This window comes from Rhodocyclaceae bacterium (assembly GCA_020248265.1).
GTDB lineage: Bacteria > Pseudomonadota > Gammaproteobacteria > Burkholderiales > CAIKXV01 > CAIKXV01.
In genome coordinates, this window is sequence record JADCHX010000005.1 from 143,646 (window position 1) to 160,350 (window position 16,705).

The following is a 16,705-nucleotide window of genomic DNA, read 5'->3' on the forward strand; positions in this document are numbered from 1 at the left end:
TGCGGAGCCATGCACGAACCGCCCAATGGAAGCGAAGCCCCTGCCGCCGACGAACGCACCTACCGCACGGTGTGGATCTCCGACCTGCACCTGGGCACGCCCGGCTGCGAGGCGGCGGCATTGCTCGATTTCCTGCGCACGACCGAATGCGAGACGCTGTACCTGGTCGGCGACATCATCGACGGCTGGCAACTGCGCCGCAACTGGTACTGGCCACAGGCGCACAACGACGTGGTCCAGAAGATACTGCGCAAGGCGCGCAAGGGCACGCGGGTGATCTTCATACCGGGCAACCACGATGAGTTCGCCCGGCGCTACGTCGCGCACAACTTCGGCGGCGTGGACGTGGTGGACGACTGCGTCCACGTGACCGCCGACGGGCGGCGGCTGTGGATCACCCACGGCGACCTGTTCGACGGCGTGGTCCAGTGCGCCCGATGGCTGGCCCTGTTGGGCGACACCTCCTACACGCTGATCCTCAGGCTCAACCGCTGGTTCAACCGGCTGCGTGCCCGCCTGGGTCTGCCCTACTGGAGCCTGTCCAGCTACCTGAAGCTGCGGGTGAAACGGGCCGTGAGCTATGTCAGCGATTTCGAGCATGCGCTCGCACGCGAGGCGCACCGGCGCGGCGTGCATGGCGTCGTCTGCGGGCATATTCACCATGCCGAGATCCGAGAGATCGAGGGAATCCTGTACTGCAACGACGGCGACTGGGTCGAGAGCCTCACCGCGCTGGTGGAACATGCAGACGGATCTCTGGAGATCGTGCGCAGCGGTTCGATGGCGGCCGATGGATACCCGCGCGCCGCCCGGTCGCTGCCGGTGCCTGCGGGGGGCGTGGTGCCCTCGCTGCCGGGCGTGCGCGCGGGCGGTCTGACGATCAGCGAGGCGGTAGCACCGGCAATGCCATCAGCGGGGCGCCCATCCTGATCCGCTGCCCCGGCTCGACCCCTTCGCAGAGCGCAAAGCCGCGCGGTGCGAACACGATGATCGTCGAGCCGTGCTGGAAATACCCCATCTCCTGTCCCCGCGCGAAGCGCGCATCGCACGGAATCTCGTTCGGCCCGCGGTAGCGAAGGTGCAGCAGCACGTCGGCGAAATGCAGGCGGATGCTGGCGACCAGTATCGCGGCCACCGGCACCAGAGCCACTGGATAGCCACCGGCGTCCAGCCGCAGCCGCAGCACCGCCCGCTCGTTGCGGCAGAACAGCCGCTCGATGCGCTGCAGCGCGACCGGATTCACGTTCCAGGTATCGCCGCTGAGGTAGGTGACATGCTCGACCGTGCAGGCATCGGGCGCGTGGAACCGGTGGTACATGCCCGAGGTCAGGCGCAGCGTGACATAGGTGCCATCGTGGAAGGGCAGGCTCGAGCGGGCGTCGCCGAACAGTTCGTCGATGCCGTACGGGAAGCCCTTGGCCTGGATCACCAGGCCGTCCTCGACGGTACCGCAGGCACCCACGATCGCATCGCACGGGCTGGTCATCAGCGACGGATCGGCGGCGACGGGACGCGCGCCCGGCGCAAGTTCCCGCGTGAAGCAATCGTGCAGCGACCGGAAATCGCGCCGGCGGGCGTCCTCCAGTTCCAGGTCGCCGAACCACTGCCAGGCGCGCAGCGACACGCGCACCACCCACGGCTGGGTCACCTGGCTGTACCAGCCCATGCACAGGGTGAGCAGGCGGCGCGGGACGCGGTTGCAGAGCAGGAAGTTGACGTCCTCCTGCGCGAAGAATCGTCGGATCAGGGAGATTTTCACGGCACTGTCAATTGATGCTGATAAACGTTGGCAACCCAACCATGGAAACCGCCATGCAGACAACCCTTGCAGCCCTGGCAGCAGCATCCTGTGCAATCGCATGGTCGTTCCCGAAACTGCGGCGGCGCTGGCAGCTCTCGCGCGCCAAGCATCGCTCCCTGGCCGGTCATTCCCGCATGGCCAAGCGCGTCGCCGGCATGATCCCCGGCTATTCCTACGCAGAGGATGCGTTCTTCGCCAGTGACGCCGCACCGTCGGACATCGTCATGCGCCGCCGCAGCGGCTTCGAACGGCTGGCCGCCGCGTTCGCGCAACGCTACCCCTCGGGCTCGGCGATGACGCTGCAGGCGGCCGAGTCGCTCTCCGACCTGCAGTTCACCGGACGCTACCGCGTGCCCTTCCAGTACCAGGCCTACCTGCGCCGGCATCTCCAGGCTGGGCACTTCCTGCGCGAGTCCGCCGGGGTGACCGTGACCGACATCGACGGCAACACGATGATGGACCTCACCGGGTCGTACGGCGTGAACCTGTTCGGCTACGACTTCTACAAGGCCTGCATCGACGAGGGCGTCGCCACCGCACGCGCGATCGGCCCGGTCCTGGGCGACTACCATCCGTGCGTGCTCGAGAACGCGCAGCGCCTGAAGAAGATCTCCGGCCTCGACGAGGTGTCGTTCCACATGTCGGGCACCGAGGCCGTGATGCAGGCGGTGCGCCTGGCCCGCTACCACACGCGGCGGACGCACCTGGTGCGGTTCTGCGGCGCGTATCACGGCTGGTGGGAAGACGTGCAGCCCGGGCCGGGCAACCCGCTGCCGCCGCGTGAGACCTACACGCTTCGCGACATGGACGAACGATCGCTGCAGGTGCTGCGCACCCGCAGGGACATCGCCTGCGTGCTGGTCAACCCGCTGCAGGCGCTGCATCCCAACAAGGGCGCGCCGGGCGACTCCTCGCTGCTCGACAGCGGCCGCCGCGCAGGCTTCGACCGCGCGCAGTACACCGCGTGGCTGCAGCGTCTGCGGGCAGCCTGCGACGCCAACGGCATCGTGCTGATCCTCGACGAGGTCTTCGTCGGATTCCGCCTGGCGCCCGGTGGCGCGCAGGAATACTTCGGCGTGCGGGCAGACATGGTCACCTACGGCAAGACGCTCGGCGGTGGCCTTCCCGTGGGCGTGGTCTGCGGCCGCAGCGCGCTGATGAAGCGCTTCCGCGAGGAGCGGCCGGCCGACCTCTGCTTCGCACGCGGCACCTTCAACTCCCATCCGTATGTGATGGGGACGATGAAGGCCTTCCTCGACCGACTCGACACGCCCGAAGTGCAGGCGATGTACGCGGGCATCGACGCGCGCTGGGACCAGCGGGCAGCGATCCTCAACGACAGGCTCGCCGAGGCCGGGGTACCGGTGCGGGTGGCCCATCTTTCGTCGATCTGGACCGTCTACTACACGCTGCCGTCGCGGTACAACTGGATGCTGCAGTTCTATCTCCGCCTCCATGGGCTGGCGCTGAGCTGGGTGGGTACCGGTCGCCTGGTGTTCAGCCTCAACTACGGCGACGCCGAGTTCACCGAGGCCTGCGACCGGTTCCTGCGCGCCTGCGTGCAGATGAAGGAAGAGGGCTGGTGGTGGGACAGCCCCGCCGTGAGCAACCGGTCGATCCGGCGCCAGTTGCTGGCCGAGACCCTGCGCCAGCGCCTGCTTCCTTTCAGCGATGCCGCACGTGCGGCATCGGATCGATGAACTCGCCGCGCAGCACGTACCAGGGGGCCTTGTAGTACAGGCGGATGTCGTGGAACGGATCAGTGATGATCTTCAGTGCCCAGGTGACGCCGGTCAGCAGGTTCTGCTTGAACCAAAGCTGGATGACGCGCAGCAGCAGACCGGCCACCGCCAGGGCAAGCCACCACAGCCCGAGGCTGTTCAGGAATTCGCCCGTTCCCGCGTCATCGGCCGACAACGGCCAGAGGACGACCGGCACCAGCAGCCAGGCGGCCATCAGCACCACCTTGCGGCGGATGTTGTAGCCGACCTTGATCGCCTCCTTGTATTCGTCCGAGACCCGGTTGACTTCGTCGAAGCCGCGCGGCTCGAAGAAGAAGTGGCCAGCCTGGCGCGAGGTCATCGACACGCACCAGCCGAGGATCGCAGCTGCGGCCGGATCGATGAACAACAGAACGTAGGCGACCAGGAAACTCACGGCGCTCAGCAGATGCAGGCACTGGTTGATCCGGCTGTGGTGATAGAAGCGGTGGTCATCCCAGCGCTGCGTTGCGAGTTCCCTGAGTACATCGTTCATGCCGGCCCTCCTGCGAGTTGTCATGTGCGGGCGGCCCGCTGCGCGGGCGCCCGCCCCGGGGCTGGATCGTGGGCCCCCCGCATGAAGGCTCGGTGACGCTTTCGTTTCACGGCGGACACGGATCGGTCATCACACTGCAGGAATCGGGCGTCATGCTCCGCCCCATGCCTGCCACCAACCCATGGTCGCCGTCGCCCGATATGCCCGAACGGACGCATCGCAGTCTGAGAGTGGCCTACGTCACCGAGACCTACCCGCCGGACGTGAACGGCGTGGCAACCACGGTCGCCTCGATGGTCGCCGGGCTGCGCAGCCGCGGCCACAGGGTCCGGCTCTTCCGGCTGCGGCCGCACGACCCAGCCGCCGGGGCGGTCTCGCCCGACGCCGACGACGTGCTGCTGCCCAGCCTGCCGGTGCCGTTGTATCCGGGCCTGCGGATGGGCACTCCCTGCAAGGGCCGTCTCATCGATGCCTGGACCCGGCAGCGGCCCGACGTGGTGCACATCGCCACCGAGGGACCGCTGGGCTGGTCGGCGCTGTCTGCCGCGCGGTCGCTGGGCCTTCCGGTGACCTCCGAGTTCCGCACCAACTTCCACGCCTACAGCACCCACTACGGCCTGGGCTGGCTGCACTGGGCCATCATGGCCTACCTGCGACGCTTCCACAACCGTACGCAGCAGACGATGGTGCCCACCGAACCGATGCGCAGCGAGCTGGCCGCGTGCGGCTTCCGCGACGTCACTGTCGTAGCACGTGGCGTCGACACAGTGCGCTTCGATCCCGCCCGCCGCGACGAGCGACTGCGCACGGCCTGGGGTGCAGCCGCCGAGGATCCTGTCGTGCTGAGCGTCGGACGCCTCGCACCCGAGAAGAACCTGGATACGCTGATCGCTGCATTCGACGGGATCCGCCAGCGTGTGCCGCGGGCCCGGCTGGTAGTCGTCGGCGACGGACAGCTCCGGGCACGCATCGGCGAACGCTGCCCGGGCGCCATCATGGCCGGCCAGCGTACCGGTGACGACCTCGCCGCGCACTACGCATCGGCAGACCTGTTCCTGTTCCCGAGCCTGACCGAGACCTTCGGCAACGTCACCACCGAGGCGATGGCGAGCGGGCTGCCCGTAGTGGCGTTCGACTATGCTGCCGCGGGCAGGCTGATCCGCTCCGGCGAGAACGGCCTGCTCGCGCCCTATGAAGACACCGCCGCCTTCATCGACGGTGCCGTGGTACTCGCCAGCGACCGCTCGCGCGCCCGTGCGATCGGCCGTCGTGCACGCGCGACGGCGTGTGACTGCGGATGGGACGCGGTGGTCGAGCGGTTCGAAGCGGTGCTGGGCAGCGTCCTGCGCCCGGCAGAACCCTTACCGACGGAAGCGCTGTCGGTGCGGCGGCGAGCGGCCTGACGATGCTCGCGACCGCGACCGCGACCCGTCCGGCACGCATCCCGGCGGCAGCCCCTGCGCAACTGCGTCCGCCCGCGCTGGAGGTGGCCTGGGCATCCGACCAGGACGACGTACGCGCAGCGCAGCGGCTGCGCTACCGGGTCTTCGTCGAAGAGATGGGGGCACGGATAACGGTGCCACCCGGCACCCCGCCCGGGATCGACGTGGATCGATTCGACGATGCGTGCGAACACCTGCTGGTGCGCACGGCCGCCTTCGGCGGATCGCCGTCCGAGGTCGTCGGCACCTATCGCGTGCTGACGCCGGCCGGGGCGCGGCGGATGGGTGCGCTCTACACCGAGGGCGAATTCGACATACGACGGCTCGATCCGCTGCGGCCGCGGATGGCGGAACTGGGCCGCTCGTGCACCGCGCCCGAGTGGCGCCGGGGCGCGGTCATCCTGCTGCTCTGGACAGCACTGGCCGAGTTCATGCAACGGTCGCGGCTGGACTACATGATCGGGTGCGCCAGCGTATCGGTGAACGACGGGGGCGCCCACGCTGCCAACCTCTGGCATACCCTGCGGGCCACCCACCTGTGCGGACCGGAGCGGCGTGTCCATCCGCGCCGTCCCCTGCCCATCGACCGTACCGACCTGCACGGCGAGGCCGAGCCCCCGGCGCTGATGAAGGGCTACCTGCGCTGCGGCGGAAAGGTCCTCGGACCACCGGCACTGGATCCGGACTTCGGCGTCGCCGACCTGCCGATGATGCTGGCGCTGTCCGACCTGCCAAGCGCCTATCGCGCACGCTTCATCGGAGCGTGAGCGCACGGCCCTGCGGCCTGCAGCGTCAGTCCGTGACCCGGCGCGAGAAATCCTTCAGCCGGAAACCGAATACGGCCAGTGCGGCGAAGTAGACACCGCCACCGACGGCGCACACGACACAGAGCCGGAGCGCGCGCTCGAGCCCCTGCCAGGCCAGCCACTGCGACGAGGGCCCCGCCATCCACCAGAGTGCCCCGGCCATCAGCGCGAGGGCGACAGCGATCTTCAGTGCGAACATCGCCCAGCCCGGCTGCGGCCGGTAGGCATCGATGCGGCGCAACCCGCGCAGCAGCAGCCATGCATTGAGGCACGCCCCGAGACCGATCGCCAGCGCGAGGCCGGCATGTGCAAACACCTGGATGAACAGCAGGTTCATCACCTGCGTCGCGGCCAGCGTGACCAGCGCGATCTTCACCGGCGTGCGTATGTCCTGCCGGGCGTAGAACCCGGGCGCGAGCACCTTCACCGCGATCAGTCCGATCAGCCCGACGCTGTAGGCCATCAACGCCGCCCGGGTCATCGCCACGTCGTGGGCGCTGAACGCGCCGTGATGGAACAGCGTCGCCACCAGCGGCACCGACAGCACGGCCAGCGCAACGGCCGCCGGGGCAGCGAGCATGAGCGTGATGCGCAGGCCCCAGTCGAGCAGCCTGCCATACTCCTCCGGGGTGCGATCGGCGTGGCTGCGCGCCAGGCTCGGCAGCAGGATGGTACCGAGAGCGACACCGAGCAACCCGGTGGGAAACTCCATCAGGCGGTCGGCGTAATACAGCCACGACACGCTGCCGCTAGCCAGGAAGGATGCGAACACCGTGTTTATCAGCAGGCTCACCTGGCCGACCGACACGCCGAACAGCGCCGGGCCCATCTGCCTGAGCACGCGCCGCACGCCCTCGTCGGCACCGCCCCAGCGCGGCCGCGGCAGCATGCGCAGCCTGCGCAGGAAAGGCACCAGGAATGCGAGCTGGAGCAGGCCGCCGACGAACACCGCCCAGGCCAGCGCCTCGACCGGCGGGTCGAAGTACGGCGCGAACCAGACCGCGAAGGCGATGAACGACAGGTTGAGCAGCGCCGGCGCGAACGCGGGCACGGAGAACCGGCTGTAGGTATTCAGGATGCCGGCCCCGAGCGCGGTCAGCGAGATGAACAGGATGTACGGGAAGGTGATGCGCAGCAGATCGACGGTGAGGGCGAACTTGTCCGGGTCGGCGGTGAATCCGGGCGCCGACAGCCAGACGATCGCCGGCGCGGCGAGAATCCCGAGCGCGGTCACCCCGATCAGAGCGACCGCCAGCGTCCCGGCGACATGGTCGACCAGGAGCCGGGTATCGGCCTCACCGCGCTGGTTGCGATACTCCGCGAGGATCGGCACGAACGCCTGCGAAAAGGCGCCCTCGGCGAAGATGCGGCGCAGCAGGTTCGGCAGCTTGAAGGCGACGAAGAAGGCATCGGTAGCGGCGCCAGCGCCGAACATCCGGGCGATCAGCAGGTCGCGGGCAAAACCGAGGATCCTCGACACCAGCGTCATGCTGCTGACGGCGCCGAACGCACGCAGCAGGTTCATCGGTGCCCGCCTGCGGTCGGTCCGGGCGCTGCGATCGGGCTCTGCCGGATCCCCGCCGGAACCTCTTTCGCCCCCGCGAACGCCGCCGGGTTGAATTTCCGGCCGGTCCGAAGTACTATCCAAGGCTTTTCGCTGCTGCCCGAGCCGCATGTCGTTCGGGCGCCCAACCGTATCTTCGACAGAGAACCGCCGTGGCCAATTCCGCTCAAGCCCGCAAACGTGCACGCCAGGCCGACGCCCAGCGCGCCCACAACACCACCCTGCGCTCGGCGCTGCGCACCGCGATCAAGAAGGTTCGCGTAGCGATCGCCGCAGGCAACAAGGCCGATGCGCAGGCTGCGTTCACGACCAGCGTGTCGGTGATCGACCGCATCGCCGACAAGGGCATCGTGCACAAGAACAAGGCCGCCCGGCACAAGAGCCGCCTGTCGGCTGCCGTCAAGGCGATCGCCTGATCCGAGGTCGTCCTCCAGGCTCGCCGCGACGGCGAACCGGTGAAGGCAGCGGTTCCGGGGGTGTTGGTGGTTGGTTGAGATCGCCTGATACACGCATGCGAGTGTAGCAGGCGCGCAAAACACTCCCGGCAAAGACAGTTCGATTGCCTGCCCCTGCTTGCAGTCCCTGAATCGCAGGATCAAAATCAGGTTCGGTTTCGCGATCGATGAACACGGCGGCGGCAGCCGCCGTTGTCTTTTGCGGCTCCGGCCCTCGAATGCGTTTCGAGCCCACAGTACGTTCCCGAGTCACCGGCGGCACCATGGCCACCGCGTGGCATCCCCCACAGCCGTAACTGCAACAGCCCCCGGAGGGCCCGATGTCCGCTCACCTGATGAACACCTACAAGCGACTGCCGGTCGCGTTCGTGCGCGGAGAAGGCGCATGGCTGTGGGACGAATCGGGCAAGCGATACCTCGACGCGCTGGCCGGCATCGCGGTGAACGGCCTGGGCCATGCGCATCCGAAGCTGGTCGCGGCCATCGCCGACCAGGCGGCGAAGGTCATCCACACCTCGAACATCTACCGGGTGATCGAGCAGGAGAAGCTCGGCGAGAAGCTCGCGCAGCTCTCCGGGATGGACAATGCCTTCTTCAACTGCTCCGGTGCCGAGGCGAACGAGACGGCGATCAAGCTGGCCCGCCTCTACGGCCACCAGCGCGGTGTCGAGCTGCCGACCATCGTCGTGATGGACCGCTCCTGGCACGGACGCACGATCGCCACGCTGTCGGCCACCGGCAATCGCAAGGCGCAGGCTGGCTTCGAGCCGCTGCTCGGCGGCTTCGCACGCGTGCCGTTCAACGACCTCGAGGCGGTGAACCGGGTCGCCGAGAACAACGCGAACATCGTCGCGGTGCTGGTCGAGCCGGTGCAGGGCGAAGGCGGCATCCAGATTCCCGAGAAGACCTACCTCTCCCATCTGCGCGAGCTGTGCGACCGCAAGCAGTGGCTGTTCATGCTCGATGAAGTGCAGAGCGGCATGGGGCGCACGGGCAAGTGGTTCGCCTACCAGCACACCGACCTGATGCCCGACGTGCTGACCCTTGCCAAGGGGCTGGCCAACGGCATGCCGATCGGCGCCTGCGTCGCCCGCGGCGCCGCGGCGAACGTGTTCAGCCCCGGCCACCATGGCACCACCTTCGGTGGTGGCGCACTGATCTGCCGTGCGGCGCTGACCACCCTGCAGATCATCGAGGAAGAAGGCCTGCTCGAGCGCGCCCGCGTGCTCGGCGATCGCATGGTGGCCGGCTTCCGCCAGGAACTCGGCGGTCTGTCGGGCATCACCGAGATCCGCGGCGCCGGGCTGATGCTCGGCATCGAACTCGACCGCCCCTGCAACGAGCTGGTCGCCCAGGCGCTCGGGGCCGGCCTGCTGATCAACGTCACCTACGACAACATCGTGCGCATGCTGCCGCCGCTGATCATCTCCGACGACCAGGCCGATCAGATCGTGTCGATGCTGTCGCCGCTGATCCGCGGCTTCCTCGCTCGGTAGCGGCGACCATCGGCGCAGGCAAGGACATGACTCCGCCCAGGCATTACCTGACGTTCCTCGACTTCAGCCGCGAGGAGTACGAACACCTGTTCGTCCGCGCAGCCTGGATCAAGGGCGAGTTCAAGTCCTACCGGCGCTACTGGCCGCTCGAAGACCGCACGCTGGCGATGATCTTCGAGAAGGCCAGCACGCGCACGCGCCTGTCGTTCGAGGCAGGCATGCACCAGCTGGGCGGCGCGGCGATCTACCTGAACACACGCGACACGCAGCTCGGGCGCGGCGAACCGGTCGAAGACATGGCGCAGGTGGTGTCGCGCATGGTCGACATCGTGATGATCCGTACGTTCGGGCAGGAGATCGTCGAGCGCTTCGCCAGCGTCTCGCGCGTGCCGGTGATCAACGGCCTGACCAACGAATACCATCCCTGCCAGATCCTCGGCGACATCTTCACCTTCATCGAGCATCGCGGCCCGATCCAGGGCAAGACGGTTGCCTGGATCGGCGATTCGAACAACGTCTGCAACACCTGGCTGCAGGCGGCCACCGTGCTCGACTTCAACGTGCACGTGTCCACGCCGCCCGGCTACGAGGTCGAGCCCGAGCGCGCCGGCATCTACGACACCACCCACTTCGAGCAGTTCGCCGATCCGATGGACGCCGCCCGCGGTGCCGACCTGATCACCACCGACGTGTGGACCAGCATGGGCTTCGAAGCCGAGAATGCCCAGCGGATGAAAGCCTTCGAGGACTGGTGCGTCGACGCCGAGATGATGCGCGCAGCCAAGCCGGAAGCACTGTTCATGCACTGCCTGCCCGCGCACCGCGGCGAGGAAGTCACCGCCGAAGTGATCGACGGCCCGCAGAGCGTCGTCTGGGATGAAGCCGAGAACCGCATGCACGTGCAGAAGGCCCTGCTGGAGTTCCTGCTGCTGGGCCGCGTCACGCCGTGAACACTGAAATGGGGTCAGACCCCATTATGGTCAAAACCGGGGCAGACCCGGTTTTCCACGCCGTCTCCGCCCTTGCCGCCGGGATGCGCCACCGCGCCCTGAACGCCGTGCCTGCCACGGCGGCATTGCTGCTCCTGGCCGGCCTGGCGGGCTCGGCAGGCGCGCAGGACTGGCCTTCCCGCCCGCTGCGATTCCTCGTCGCGGCCGGCCCGGGCAGTTCACTCGACGTCGTCGCCCGCGTCATCGGCGAGCGCCTGCGCGACAGCATTGCCCAGCCGATCGTGATCGACAACCGACCCGCCGGCGGCGGCACGGTAGCCACCGCGGCAGGCGCGCAGTCAGCACCCGACGGCCACACGCTGCTGATCAGCTTCAACGGTCCACTGGCGCTCGCTCCCTTCCTCTACGCGAAGCTGCCGTACGACCCTGCGCGCGACCTGGTACCGGTGATCGTGACCAGCACCTCGCCAAACCTGCTCGCAGTCAGTGCCGACCTGCCGGTGCGCACCGTTGCCGACTGGGTCGCCCACGCCAGGGCTGGCGCCGGTCGCCTGACCTACGCCTCGGTCGGCAACGCCAGTTCGTCGCACCTGACGATGGAGCTGTTCCGGTCGGTGGCCGGCTTCGACGCGGTGCACAGCCCGTACAACGGCGCCCCGCCAGCTGCGGCTTCGGTCGCGCGCAACGAAACGCAGGCCGTCTTCTCGGCCCCGACCGCACTGGCACCCCACCTGCAGTCGGGCCGCGTACGCGCGATCGCCGTGACCAGCGCCGCGCGCTATCCGCTGTTCCCCGACCTGCCCACGCTCGCCGAATCCGGCTATCCAGGCTTCGAAGCGATGCTCTGGAACGGCATACTCGTTGCCTCCGGCACGCCGGGGCCGCTGATCGGTCGACTGAACGGCGCAATCAATGCGATCCTCGCGCACCCGGACGCGCGCAGCCGCATCGTCGGCGCCGGGCTGGACCCCGCCGGCGGCCGCCCGGACGCATTCGCCGCACTGATCCGTTCCGAGGCAGCACGCTGGGCACCGTTGATCCGCAAGCTGTCGATACGGCTCGATTGAGCGGCGGTCCGCCGACTGCCTTTTTCCACCTCCCTGCCCTTCCCTTCACCCACACGCCCGACATCCGAATCCATGGCCAAGAAGAACAGCAGCGCCCCCAAGAAAGTCGTCCTCGCCTACTCCGGCGGCCTCGACACCTCGGTGATCCTCAAGTGGCTCCAGGACGTGTACGAGTGCGAGGTGATCACCTTCACCGCCGACATCGGCCAGGGCGAAGAGGTAGAACCTGCGCGCAAGAAGGCGCAGATGTTCGGCGTGAAGCAGATCTTCATCGAGAACCTGCAGGAAGAGTTCGTGCGCGACTTCGTGTTCCCGATGTTCCGCGCGAACACCGTCTATGAGGGCGAGTACCTGCTCGGCACCTCGATCGCGCGCCCGCTGATCGCCAAGCGCCTGGTCGAGATCGCGAAGAAGACCGGCGCCGACGCCATCTCGCATGGCGCCACCGGCAAGGGCAACGACCAGGTGCGCTTCGAACTGGGCGCCTACGCGCTGATGCCCGACGTGAAGGTGATCGCCCCGTGGCGCGAATGGGACCTTCTGTCGCGCGAGAAACTGCTCGCCTATGCTGACCAGCACAAGATCCCGGTCGACTACAAGAAGCGCAAGGGCGGCGGCGCGCCCTACTCGATGGACGCCAACCTGCTGCACATCTCCTACGAAGGCGGCATCCTGGAAGACCCGAGCTTCGAGCCGGAAGAATCGATGTGGCGCCTCACGGTGTCGCCGGAGAAGGCACCGAACAAGCCCGAGTACATCGAACTGGGGTACCAGCACGGCGACATCGTCTCGGTGAACGGCGTGAAGATGTCGCCGGCCAAGGTGCTGATCGAACTCAACCGACTCGGCGGCAAGCACGGCATCGGCCGCCTCGACCTGGTCGAGAACCGCTATGTCGGCATGAAGTCGCGCGGCTGCTACGAGACGCCCGGCGGCACGATCATGCTGAAGGCGCACCGGGCGATGGAATCGATCACGATGGACCGTGAAGTGCTCGCGCTGAAGGACGACCTGATGCCGCGCTATGCGCGGATGATCTACAACGGCTACTGGTTCAGCCCCGAGCGCAAGCTGCTGCAGACCCTGATCGACGCGTCGCAGGCGACGGTCAACGGTACGGTCAAGCTCAAGCTCTACAAGGGCACCGTGATCTGCGTCGGCCGCGAGTCGAAGACCGACACCCTGTTCGACATGAAGATCTCGACCTTCGAAGACGATCAGGGCGCCTACAACCAGGCCGACGCCGGCGGCTTCATCCGCCTGAATGCGCTGCGGATGCGCATTGCCGCGACGCGCGGCGCACGCAAGCGTACGAAGTAGAAGCGTACGGAGCACGCGCGGAAGGGTTGCCCCCGGACTGGCGGCGACTCTTCCCGGCCGGCGCGCAGCGCGCTATCGTTTCACCATGTCTCCGCGCTGCCCGCCGATCATCACCTGCAACGACATCGAAGCGTCGGGCTCCGGGTCGGGCAGCGACTTGGTCGAGGTCGGCGTCGTCATGAACGACGGGCTCAAATACTGCTCGCTGTTCCAGCGGCGGCAGGACTGGACTCACTGGAGCACGAGCACCGAGAAGGTGCATGGCATCTCACGCGAGATCCCGCTCGCCAATGGCCACCCAGCGTTCAAGGTAGCCAACCGGTTGAACAAGATGCTACATGGACGCAGCGCCGATAGCGATGGCTGGGTGGTCGCCCGTCGCTGTCTCGACTGGCTCTACGCCGCCGCATCGATGCGCTGCGAGTTCACCCTGAGTGTGACAACGCACGCAAAAGTCACGGTTGGCGTTTTGCTGGCCTTCTTGTCTGGCGGCTGCGCCTCAACACTTAGCGAAGAAAGCAGGAATCGACTTGATGATCTAGTCCTCTACGGTTGGGTAAATCGCGTGAGTCTGGAGAACGTGCGTCCGTCATTGAAAAGCACAATCGGCAAGAAGCTTTGCAGTCGTGGAGCTTACGATTGGTGCATCAATCCTGATCAGTACACTTATGTCAGTGTGATGTTTATGAACACGTATTGGGGTGGCCTAAAAGGTGCTGGCGTGTACGCACCTGCTAGTCAAGGTATTCAGAAAAATGACATCCTCGTACTGCGCTATAGAGCATCGCATTTCTCAGAGATCGTGAGCGTCGCTTCGAAAGGCGAGCGCGAAGGGTGCCGCTGGGTTGGAGGTGGCTTCGCACGTACGACAACGGCCGCTGGCGTAATCTGCGAAGACTACGATTGGCGAAAATTTGCACCACTATTCAACTGACGGGCTAATGCATCCGCGCAGCACACGCTCGGAGATCAGATCCACGAAGTCCCTTCGCAGCGCATTGAGCGTACCGTTGTCGTATCTCAACGACGTTATTCTGGAAAGAGGTTGCGTCTGGCCGAGGTATTCGCCCCACGTTGACAGTTGAGCGCGAGCAATCATCGGTAGTACGAGTTCTCGCGCAGTCTCCTTCAAACAGTAGACGAACACCCGCTAACCCAGCAGCTATGTCTTGATGCACATGACGAGTGGAAGTAACGTCGGCCAACCCTGCGGCATGTCGGTCGCTCGGACGCGGTCTTTCGAGGAATCCCGAGCCTGTGGCACCGAGAAAAGACTCTTGTGCGGATGTGATCGGACCACCGCCGCCAGCCACTGTTGAACTCACTGCATAGGAGCCGCCTGCAAATGCGCTTGCCCAACCTGGGGAAAGGAAACTCGTCCCGACTTGACCTGCCAAGCTGCTAGCGCTCGCATAGGCCGTCACCGCACTCGCCGCCACCCAAACAAACGCCGCCGTCACCAGCGCAAACGCCAGCACCGTAAACCCCGACCGCGAATCGGTCCATGAGTAGAGCAGATCCTCCGGGCTGGGCATGTTGCCCCCCTCCCACTGGGATACCGATACGCCGCTCTGCGCGAGCTGCTCGACTGTCGGGCATGACGTCGAGCCCGGCAGGGTGCAGATCGCGGCCTGTACGCCGTAGGGCTGCTGGTCGACCGGCAGTGCGACGAACCAGCGCGGACGTACCCAGGCCTGTGTCGTCGTATCGACCCGCTGTCGCAGCAGGTTGCCTGATCGGGTGACCACCTGCGTCCATCGCGTATCCGTCATCGCGATGAACCCGGCGGGGGCGTTGTACAGGCGCATGGCGTGGCCGACAGCCACCTGGGCGGCACTCCAGCCGATGTTGTGGAAGACCGGGTCCGTCTCGTCCGTCGGCCTGAATACGGCGAACGGATTGCGCCCGGCGCGGATCGGGTCGGCTGCCTCGGCGGGCGACAGGTAGTGCCGCTGCGCCGCCCAGCGCTCGCCGTGATGCGGGGTGAAGTCGCCGAGATAGCTGCGGATCCGTCCGTCGGCCTGCCGTTCGGCCTTGACGACCCGGATGCGCAGTTGCGCGTTCTCGGGGGAGTAGGTCGCGAACACCATCGCGGCATGGCCGGGAAAGGCCATCACCAGCTTCGACACGACGTCGGATCCGAGTCCCAGTTGGCCGACTTCTTCGCGGGCCGCGGTGATCCACCGTTCGCCCTGCAGCATGCGCAGATCGAAACCGCCACCCCCTCGCCCGGCGATTTCGCCGAGCAGCGACCAGTTGTCGAGCGGGTAGCGAACCGTCACGGTGGAGGATACTGGCGCACTCGTCCAGCGCGGATTGAACTGGCCGCCAGCCGCGCGGGCCTCTCCCACCGGATGCACGACCGGCAGGACGGCCAGAAGGACAACCAGCAGCCGGGCAATCAAGCGATCCACGCGTGTCACGCGTATCCGTCCGGCAACACCGCCACCGTGAATCTCGCCACAAGGGGCCGGGCCACCGACCCACCCCCGGCGGTTCGACCCCTGCAGGGTCGGCTGGTGTGTCGGCGCAGGTCGGGCAGCGCGCGGCGGGCTCCGGTGCATGGCGCCTCCTCATGGAAGGACTGGATTGCACGCCATCGAAGCCCGGATGACCATGCCGGAAACGCGGCCCTGCAGCGGGATACCAGGGGGCTGCTCCCGCGACGAGCCAGTGCTTTACGCCCCTCTGGCAGCTTGATACATTGAGGGTACGCAGTGGCCTGACAGTTGCCGCTGCATCGCACCGGCATCCGGCGGGCGCCCTGTCCCCGGCATCGATCGGGCGATCCTCACGATACGAGGGGGAGGGGGAGGAGATGGATCGAGACTCGGAAGGACGACGCGCGTTCCTGAAGGGCGCAGTCGCGGGTAGCGCCGCCGCCGTGACCAGCGCGCTGCCGGGCACCGCATCGGCGCAGGCGGCCGGCAACAAGGCCGCGGCCAGTGCGCCCGCCACGGCTGGCTACGTGTTCCTGACGCCCGACGAAGGCGCGTTCATCGAGGCGGTCGTCGACCACATGGTTCCAGCCGATGCGTTCACGCCGAAGGGCACCGACCTCGGGCTGCACACCTACATCGACCGGGCGCTGGCCAGCGGCTGGGGCAAGGGCGAGCGACTGTACCGGCAGGGGCCGTGGAAGCAGGGCACCGGCAACCAGGGCTACCAGCTGCCGCTGTCACCCTCCGAACTCTATCGTGCAGCGATTCCGGCGGCCAATGCCGCCTGCGTGAAGGCGTACGGCAAGACCTTCGACAAGGTCACGGCCGAGCAGCGCGAGGCCTTCCTGGTCGCCATGCAGCAGGGCAAGGTCACGCTCGAGAACGGTCCGCCGGTGCGTACCTTCTTCGGCATGCTCTACCAGAACGTGATGGAGGGCATGTTCGCCGACCCGATCTACGGCGGCAACCGCGACAAGGCCGGCTGGAAGCTGGTGAACTTCCCCGGGGTCATCGCGACCAACCAGCAGAACATCGACAAGTTCCGCGACCGCAGGATGCCGACCAACCCGCTCGGCATCGCCGACATCAGCTGACTGGAGACCGACG

The 16,705-nt window shown here is 67.0% G+C and carries 15 protein-coding genes; 11 read left to right on the plus strand and 4 right to left on the minus strand.

Going from position 1 to position 16,705, the window contains the following annotated elements; all coding sequences use genetic code 11:
- The first annotated feature begins 9 nt into the window (after positions 1-9).
- Positions 10-930 carry a UDP-2,3-diacylglucosamine diphosphatase gene (locus ING98_07905; protein ID MCA3101781.1) on the plus strand — a complete coding sequence of 307 codons (921 nt, stop codon included), beginning with the start codon at positions 10-12 and terminating at the stop codon, positions 928-930.
- On the opposite strand, the gene psd is transcribed toward ING98_07905, so the two are convergent.
- Positions 881-1,846 carry a phosphatidylserine decarboxylase gene (gene psd, locus ING98_07910; protein MCA3101782.1) on the minus strand — a complete coding sequence of 322 codons (966 nt, stop codon included), beginning with the start codon at positions 1,844-1,846 and terminating at the stop codon, positions 881-883. The genes ING98_07905 and psd overlap by 50 nt on opposite strands.
- Here psd and ING98_07915 point away from each other — a divergent pair.
- Positions 1,813-3,501 (plus strand): aminotransferase class III-fold pyridoxal phosphate-dependent enzyme, encoded by a 1,689-nt coding sequence (locus tag ING98_07915; GenBank protein ID MCA3101783.1) that lies wholly within the window; start codon positions 1,813-1,815, stop codon positions 3,499-3,501. The two genes, psd and ING98_07915, sit on opposite strands and share 34 nt — an antisense overlap.
- On the opposite strand, the gene ING98_07920 is transcribed toward ING98_07915, so the two are convergent.
- Positions 3,467-4,057 (minus strand): hypothetical protein, encoded by a 591-nt coding sequence (locus ING98_07920; protein MCA3101784.1) that lies wholly within the window; start codon positions 4,055-4,057, stop codon positions 3,467-3,469. The genes ING98_07915 and ING98_07920 overlap by 35 nt on opposite strands.
- 164 nt (positions 4,058-4,221) lie before the next feature.
- On the opposite strand from ING98_07920, the gene ING98_07925 reads away from it, so the two are divergent.
- Both ING98_07925 and ING98_07930 read left to right on the plus strand, forming a co-directional pair.
- Entirely contained in the window at positions 4,222-5,460 is a 1,239-nt protein-coding gene (locus ING98_07925; GenBank protein MCA3101785.1) for a glycosyltransferase family 1 protein, read from the plus strand.
- A gap of 2 nt (positions 5,461-5,462) precedes the next feature.
- On the plus strand, positions 5,463-6,266 hold the full coding sequence (locus ING98_07930; GenBank protein ID MCA3101786.1) for a GNAT family N-acetyltransferase: 804 nt from the start codon (positions 5,463-5,465) through the stop codon (positions 6,264-6,266).
- Positions 6,267-6,291: 25 nt separating this feature from the next.
- On the opposite strand, the gene murJ is transcribed toward ING98_07930, so the two are convergent.
- A complete protein-coding gene (murJ, locus tag ING98_07935) occupies positions 6,292-7,830 on the minus strand; it encodes a murein biosynthesis integral membrane protein MurJ (GenBank protein MCA3101787.1) in 1,539 nt (512 codons plus the stop codon).
- A 191-nt stretch (positions 7,831-8,021) separates the two neighbouring features.
- Between murJ and rpsT the strand changes: the two genes are divergently transcribed.
- The 6 genes from rpsT to ING98_07965 all read left to right on the plus strand — a co-directional run bounded on the left by rpsT (position 8,022) and on the right by ING98_07965 (position 14,091).
- The gene (gene rpsT / locus ING98_07940) at positions 8,022-8,285 is read left to right on the plus strand and encodes a 30S ribosomal protein S20 (protein ID MCA3101788.1); all 264 of its coding nucleotides are present in this window, start codon (positions 8,022-8,024) and stop codon (positions 8,283-8,285) included.
- Between the two features lie 359 nt (positions 8,286-8,644).
- Positions 8,645-9,820, plus strand: coding sequence for an aspartate aminotransferase family protein (locus ING98_07945; GenBank protein MCA3101789.1), 1,176 nt, complete (start codon positions 8,645-8,647; stop codon positions 9,818-9,820).
- Positions 9,821-9,846: 26 nt separating this feature from the next.
- On the plus strand, positions 9,847-10,770 hold the full coding sequence (argF, locus tag ING98_07950; GenBank protein MCA3101790.1) for an ornithine carbamoyltransferase: 924 nt from the start codon (positions 9,847-9,849) through the stop codon (positions 10,768-10,770).
- 83 nt (positions 10,771-10,853) lie between these two features.
- The gene (locus ING98_07955; GenBank protein ID MCA3101791.1) at positions 10,854-11,837 is read left to right on the plus strand and encodes a tripartite tricarboxylate transporter substrate binding protein; all 984 of its coding nucleotides are present in this window, start codon (positions 10,854-10,856) and stop codon (positions 11,835-11,837) included.
- A 72-nt stretch (positions 11,838-11,909) separates the two neighbouring features.
- A complete protein-coding gene (locus tag ING98_07960) occupies positions 11,910-13,157 on the plus strand; it encodes an argininosuccinate synthase (protein MCA3101792.1) in 1,248 nt (415 codons plus the stop codon).
- Positions 13,158-13,335: 178 nt separating this feature from the next.
- Positions 13,336-14,091 carry a hypothetical protein gene (locus ING98_07965; protein ID MCA3101793.1) on the plus strand — a complete coding sequence of 252 codons (756 nt, stop codon included), beginning with the start codon at positions 13,336-13,338 and terminating at the stop codon, positions 14,089-14,091.
- A gap of 4 nt (positions 14,092-14,095) precedes the next feature.
- Here the strand turns inward: ING98_07965 and ING98_07970 are convergent, their stop codons facing one another.
- The gene (locus ING98_07970; GenBank protein ID MCA3101794.1) at positions 14,096-15,571 is read right to left on the minus strand and encodes a hypothetical protein; all 1,476 of its coding nucleotides are present in this window, start codon (positions 15,569-15,571) and stop codon (positions 14,096-14,098) included.
- 404 nt (positions 15,572-15,975) lie between these two features.
- On the opposite strand from ING98_07970, the gene ING98_07975 reads away from it, so the two are divergent.
- Positions 15,976-16,692, plus strand: coding sequence for a gluconate 2-dehydrogenase subunit 3 family protein (locus ING98_07975; protein MCA3101795.1), 717 nt, complete (start codon positions 15,976-15,978; stop codon positions 16,690-16,692).
- Positions 16,693-16,705 lie beyond the last annotated feature (13 nt).

Coding starts and splice junctions, on each gene's coding strand:
- ING98_07905 (MCA3101781.1), top strand. CDS start 10: ATGCACGAACCGCCCAATGGAAGCGAAGCCCCTGCCGCCGACGAACGC.
- ING98_07915 (MCA3101783.1), top strand. CDS start 1,813: ATGCAGACAACCCTTGCAGCCCTGGCAGCAGCATCCTGTGCAATCGCA.
- psd (MCA3101782.1), bottom strand. CDS start 1,846: ATGCTGCTGCCAGGGCTGCAAGGGTTGTCTGCATGGCGGTTTCCATGG.
- ING98_07920 (MCA3101784.1), bottom strand. CDS start 4,057: ATGAACGATGTACTCAGGGAACTCGCAACGCAGCGCTGGGATGACCAC.
- ING98_07925 (MCA3101785.1), top strand. CDS start 4,222: ATGCCTGCCACCAACCCATGGTCGCCGTCGCCCGATATGCCCGAACGG.
- ING98_07930 (MCA3101786.1), top strand. CDS start 5,463: ATGCTCGCGACCGCGACCGCGACCCGTCCGGCACGCATCCCGGCGGCA.
- murJ (MCA3101787.1), bottom strand. CDS start 7,830: ATGAACCTGCTGCGTGCGTTCGGCGCCGTCAGCAGCATGACGCTGGTG.
- ING98_07945 (MCA3101789.1), top strand. CDS start 8,645: ATGTCCGCTCACCTGATGAACACCTACAAGCGACTGCCGGTCGCGTTC.
- argF (MCA3101790.1), top strand. CDS start 9,847: ATGACTCCGCCCAGGCATTACCTGACGTTCCTCGACTTCAGCCGCGAG.
- ING98_07955 (MCA3101791.1), top strand. CDS start 10,854: ATGCGCCACCGCGCCCTGAACGCCGTGCCTGCCACGGCGGCATTGCTG.
- ING98_07960 (MCA3101792.1), top strand. CDS start 11,910: ATGGCCAAGAAGAACAGCAGCGCCCCCAAGAAAGTCGTCCTCGCCTAC.
- ING98_07965 (MCA3101793.1), top strand. CDS start 13,336: ATGAACGACGGGCTCAAATACTGCTCGCTGTTCCAGCGGCGGCAGGAC.
- ING98_07975 (MCA3101795.1), top strand. CDS start 15,976: ATGGATCGAGACTCGGAAGGACGACGCGCGTTCCTGAAGGGCGCAGTC.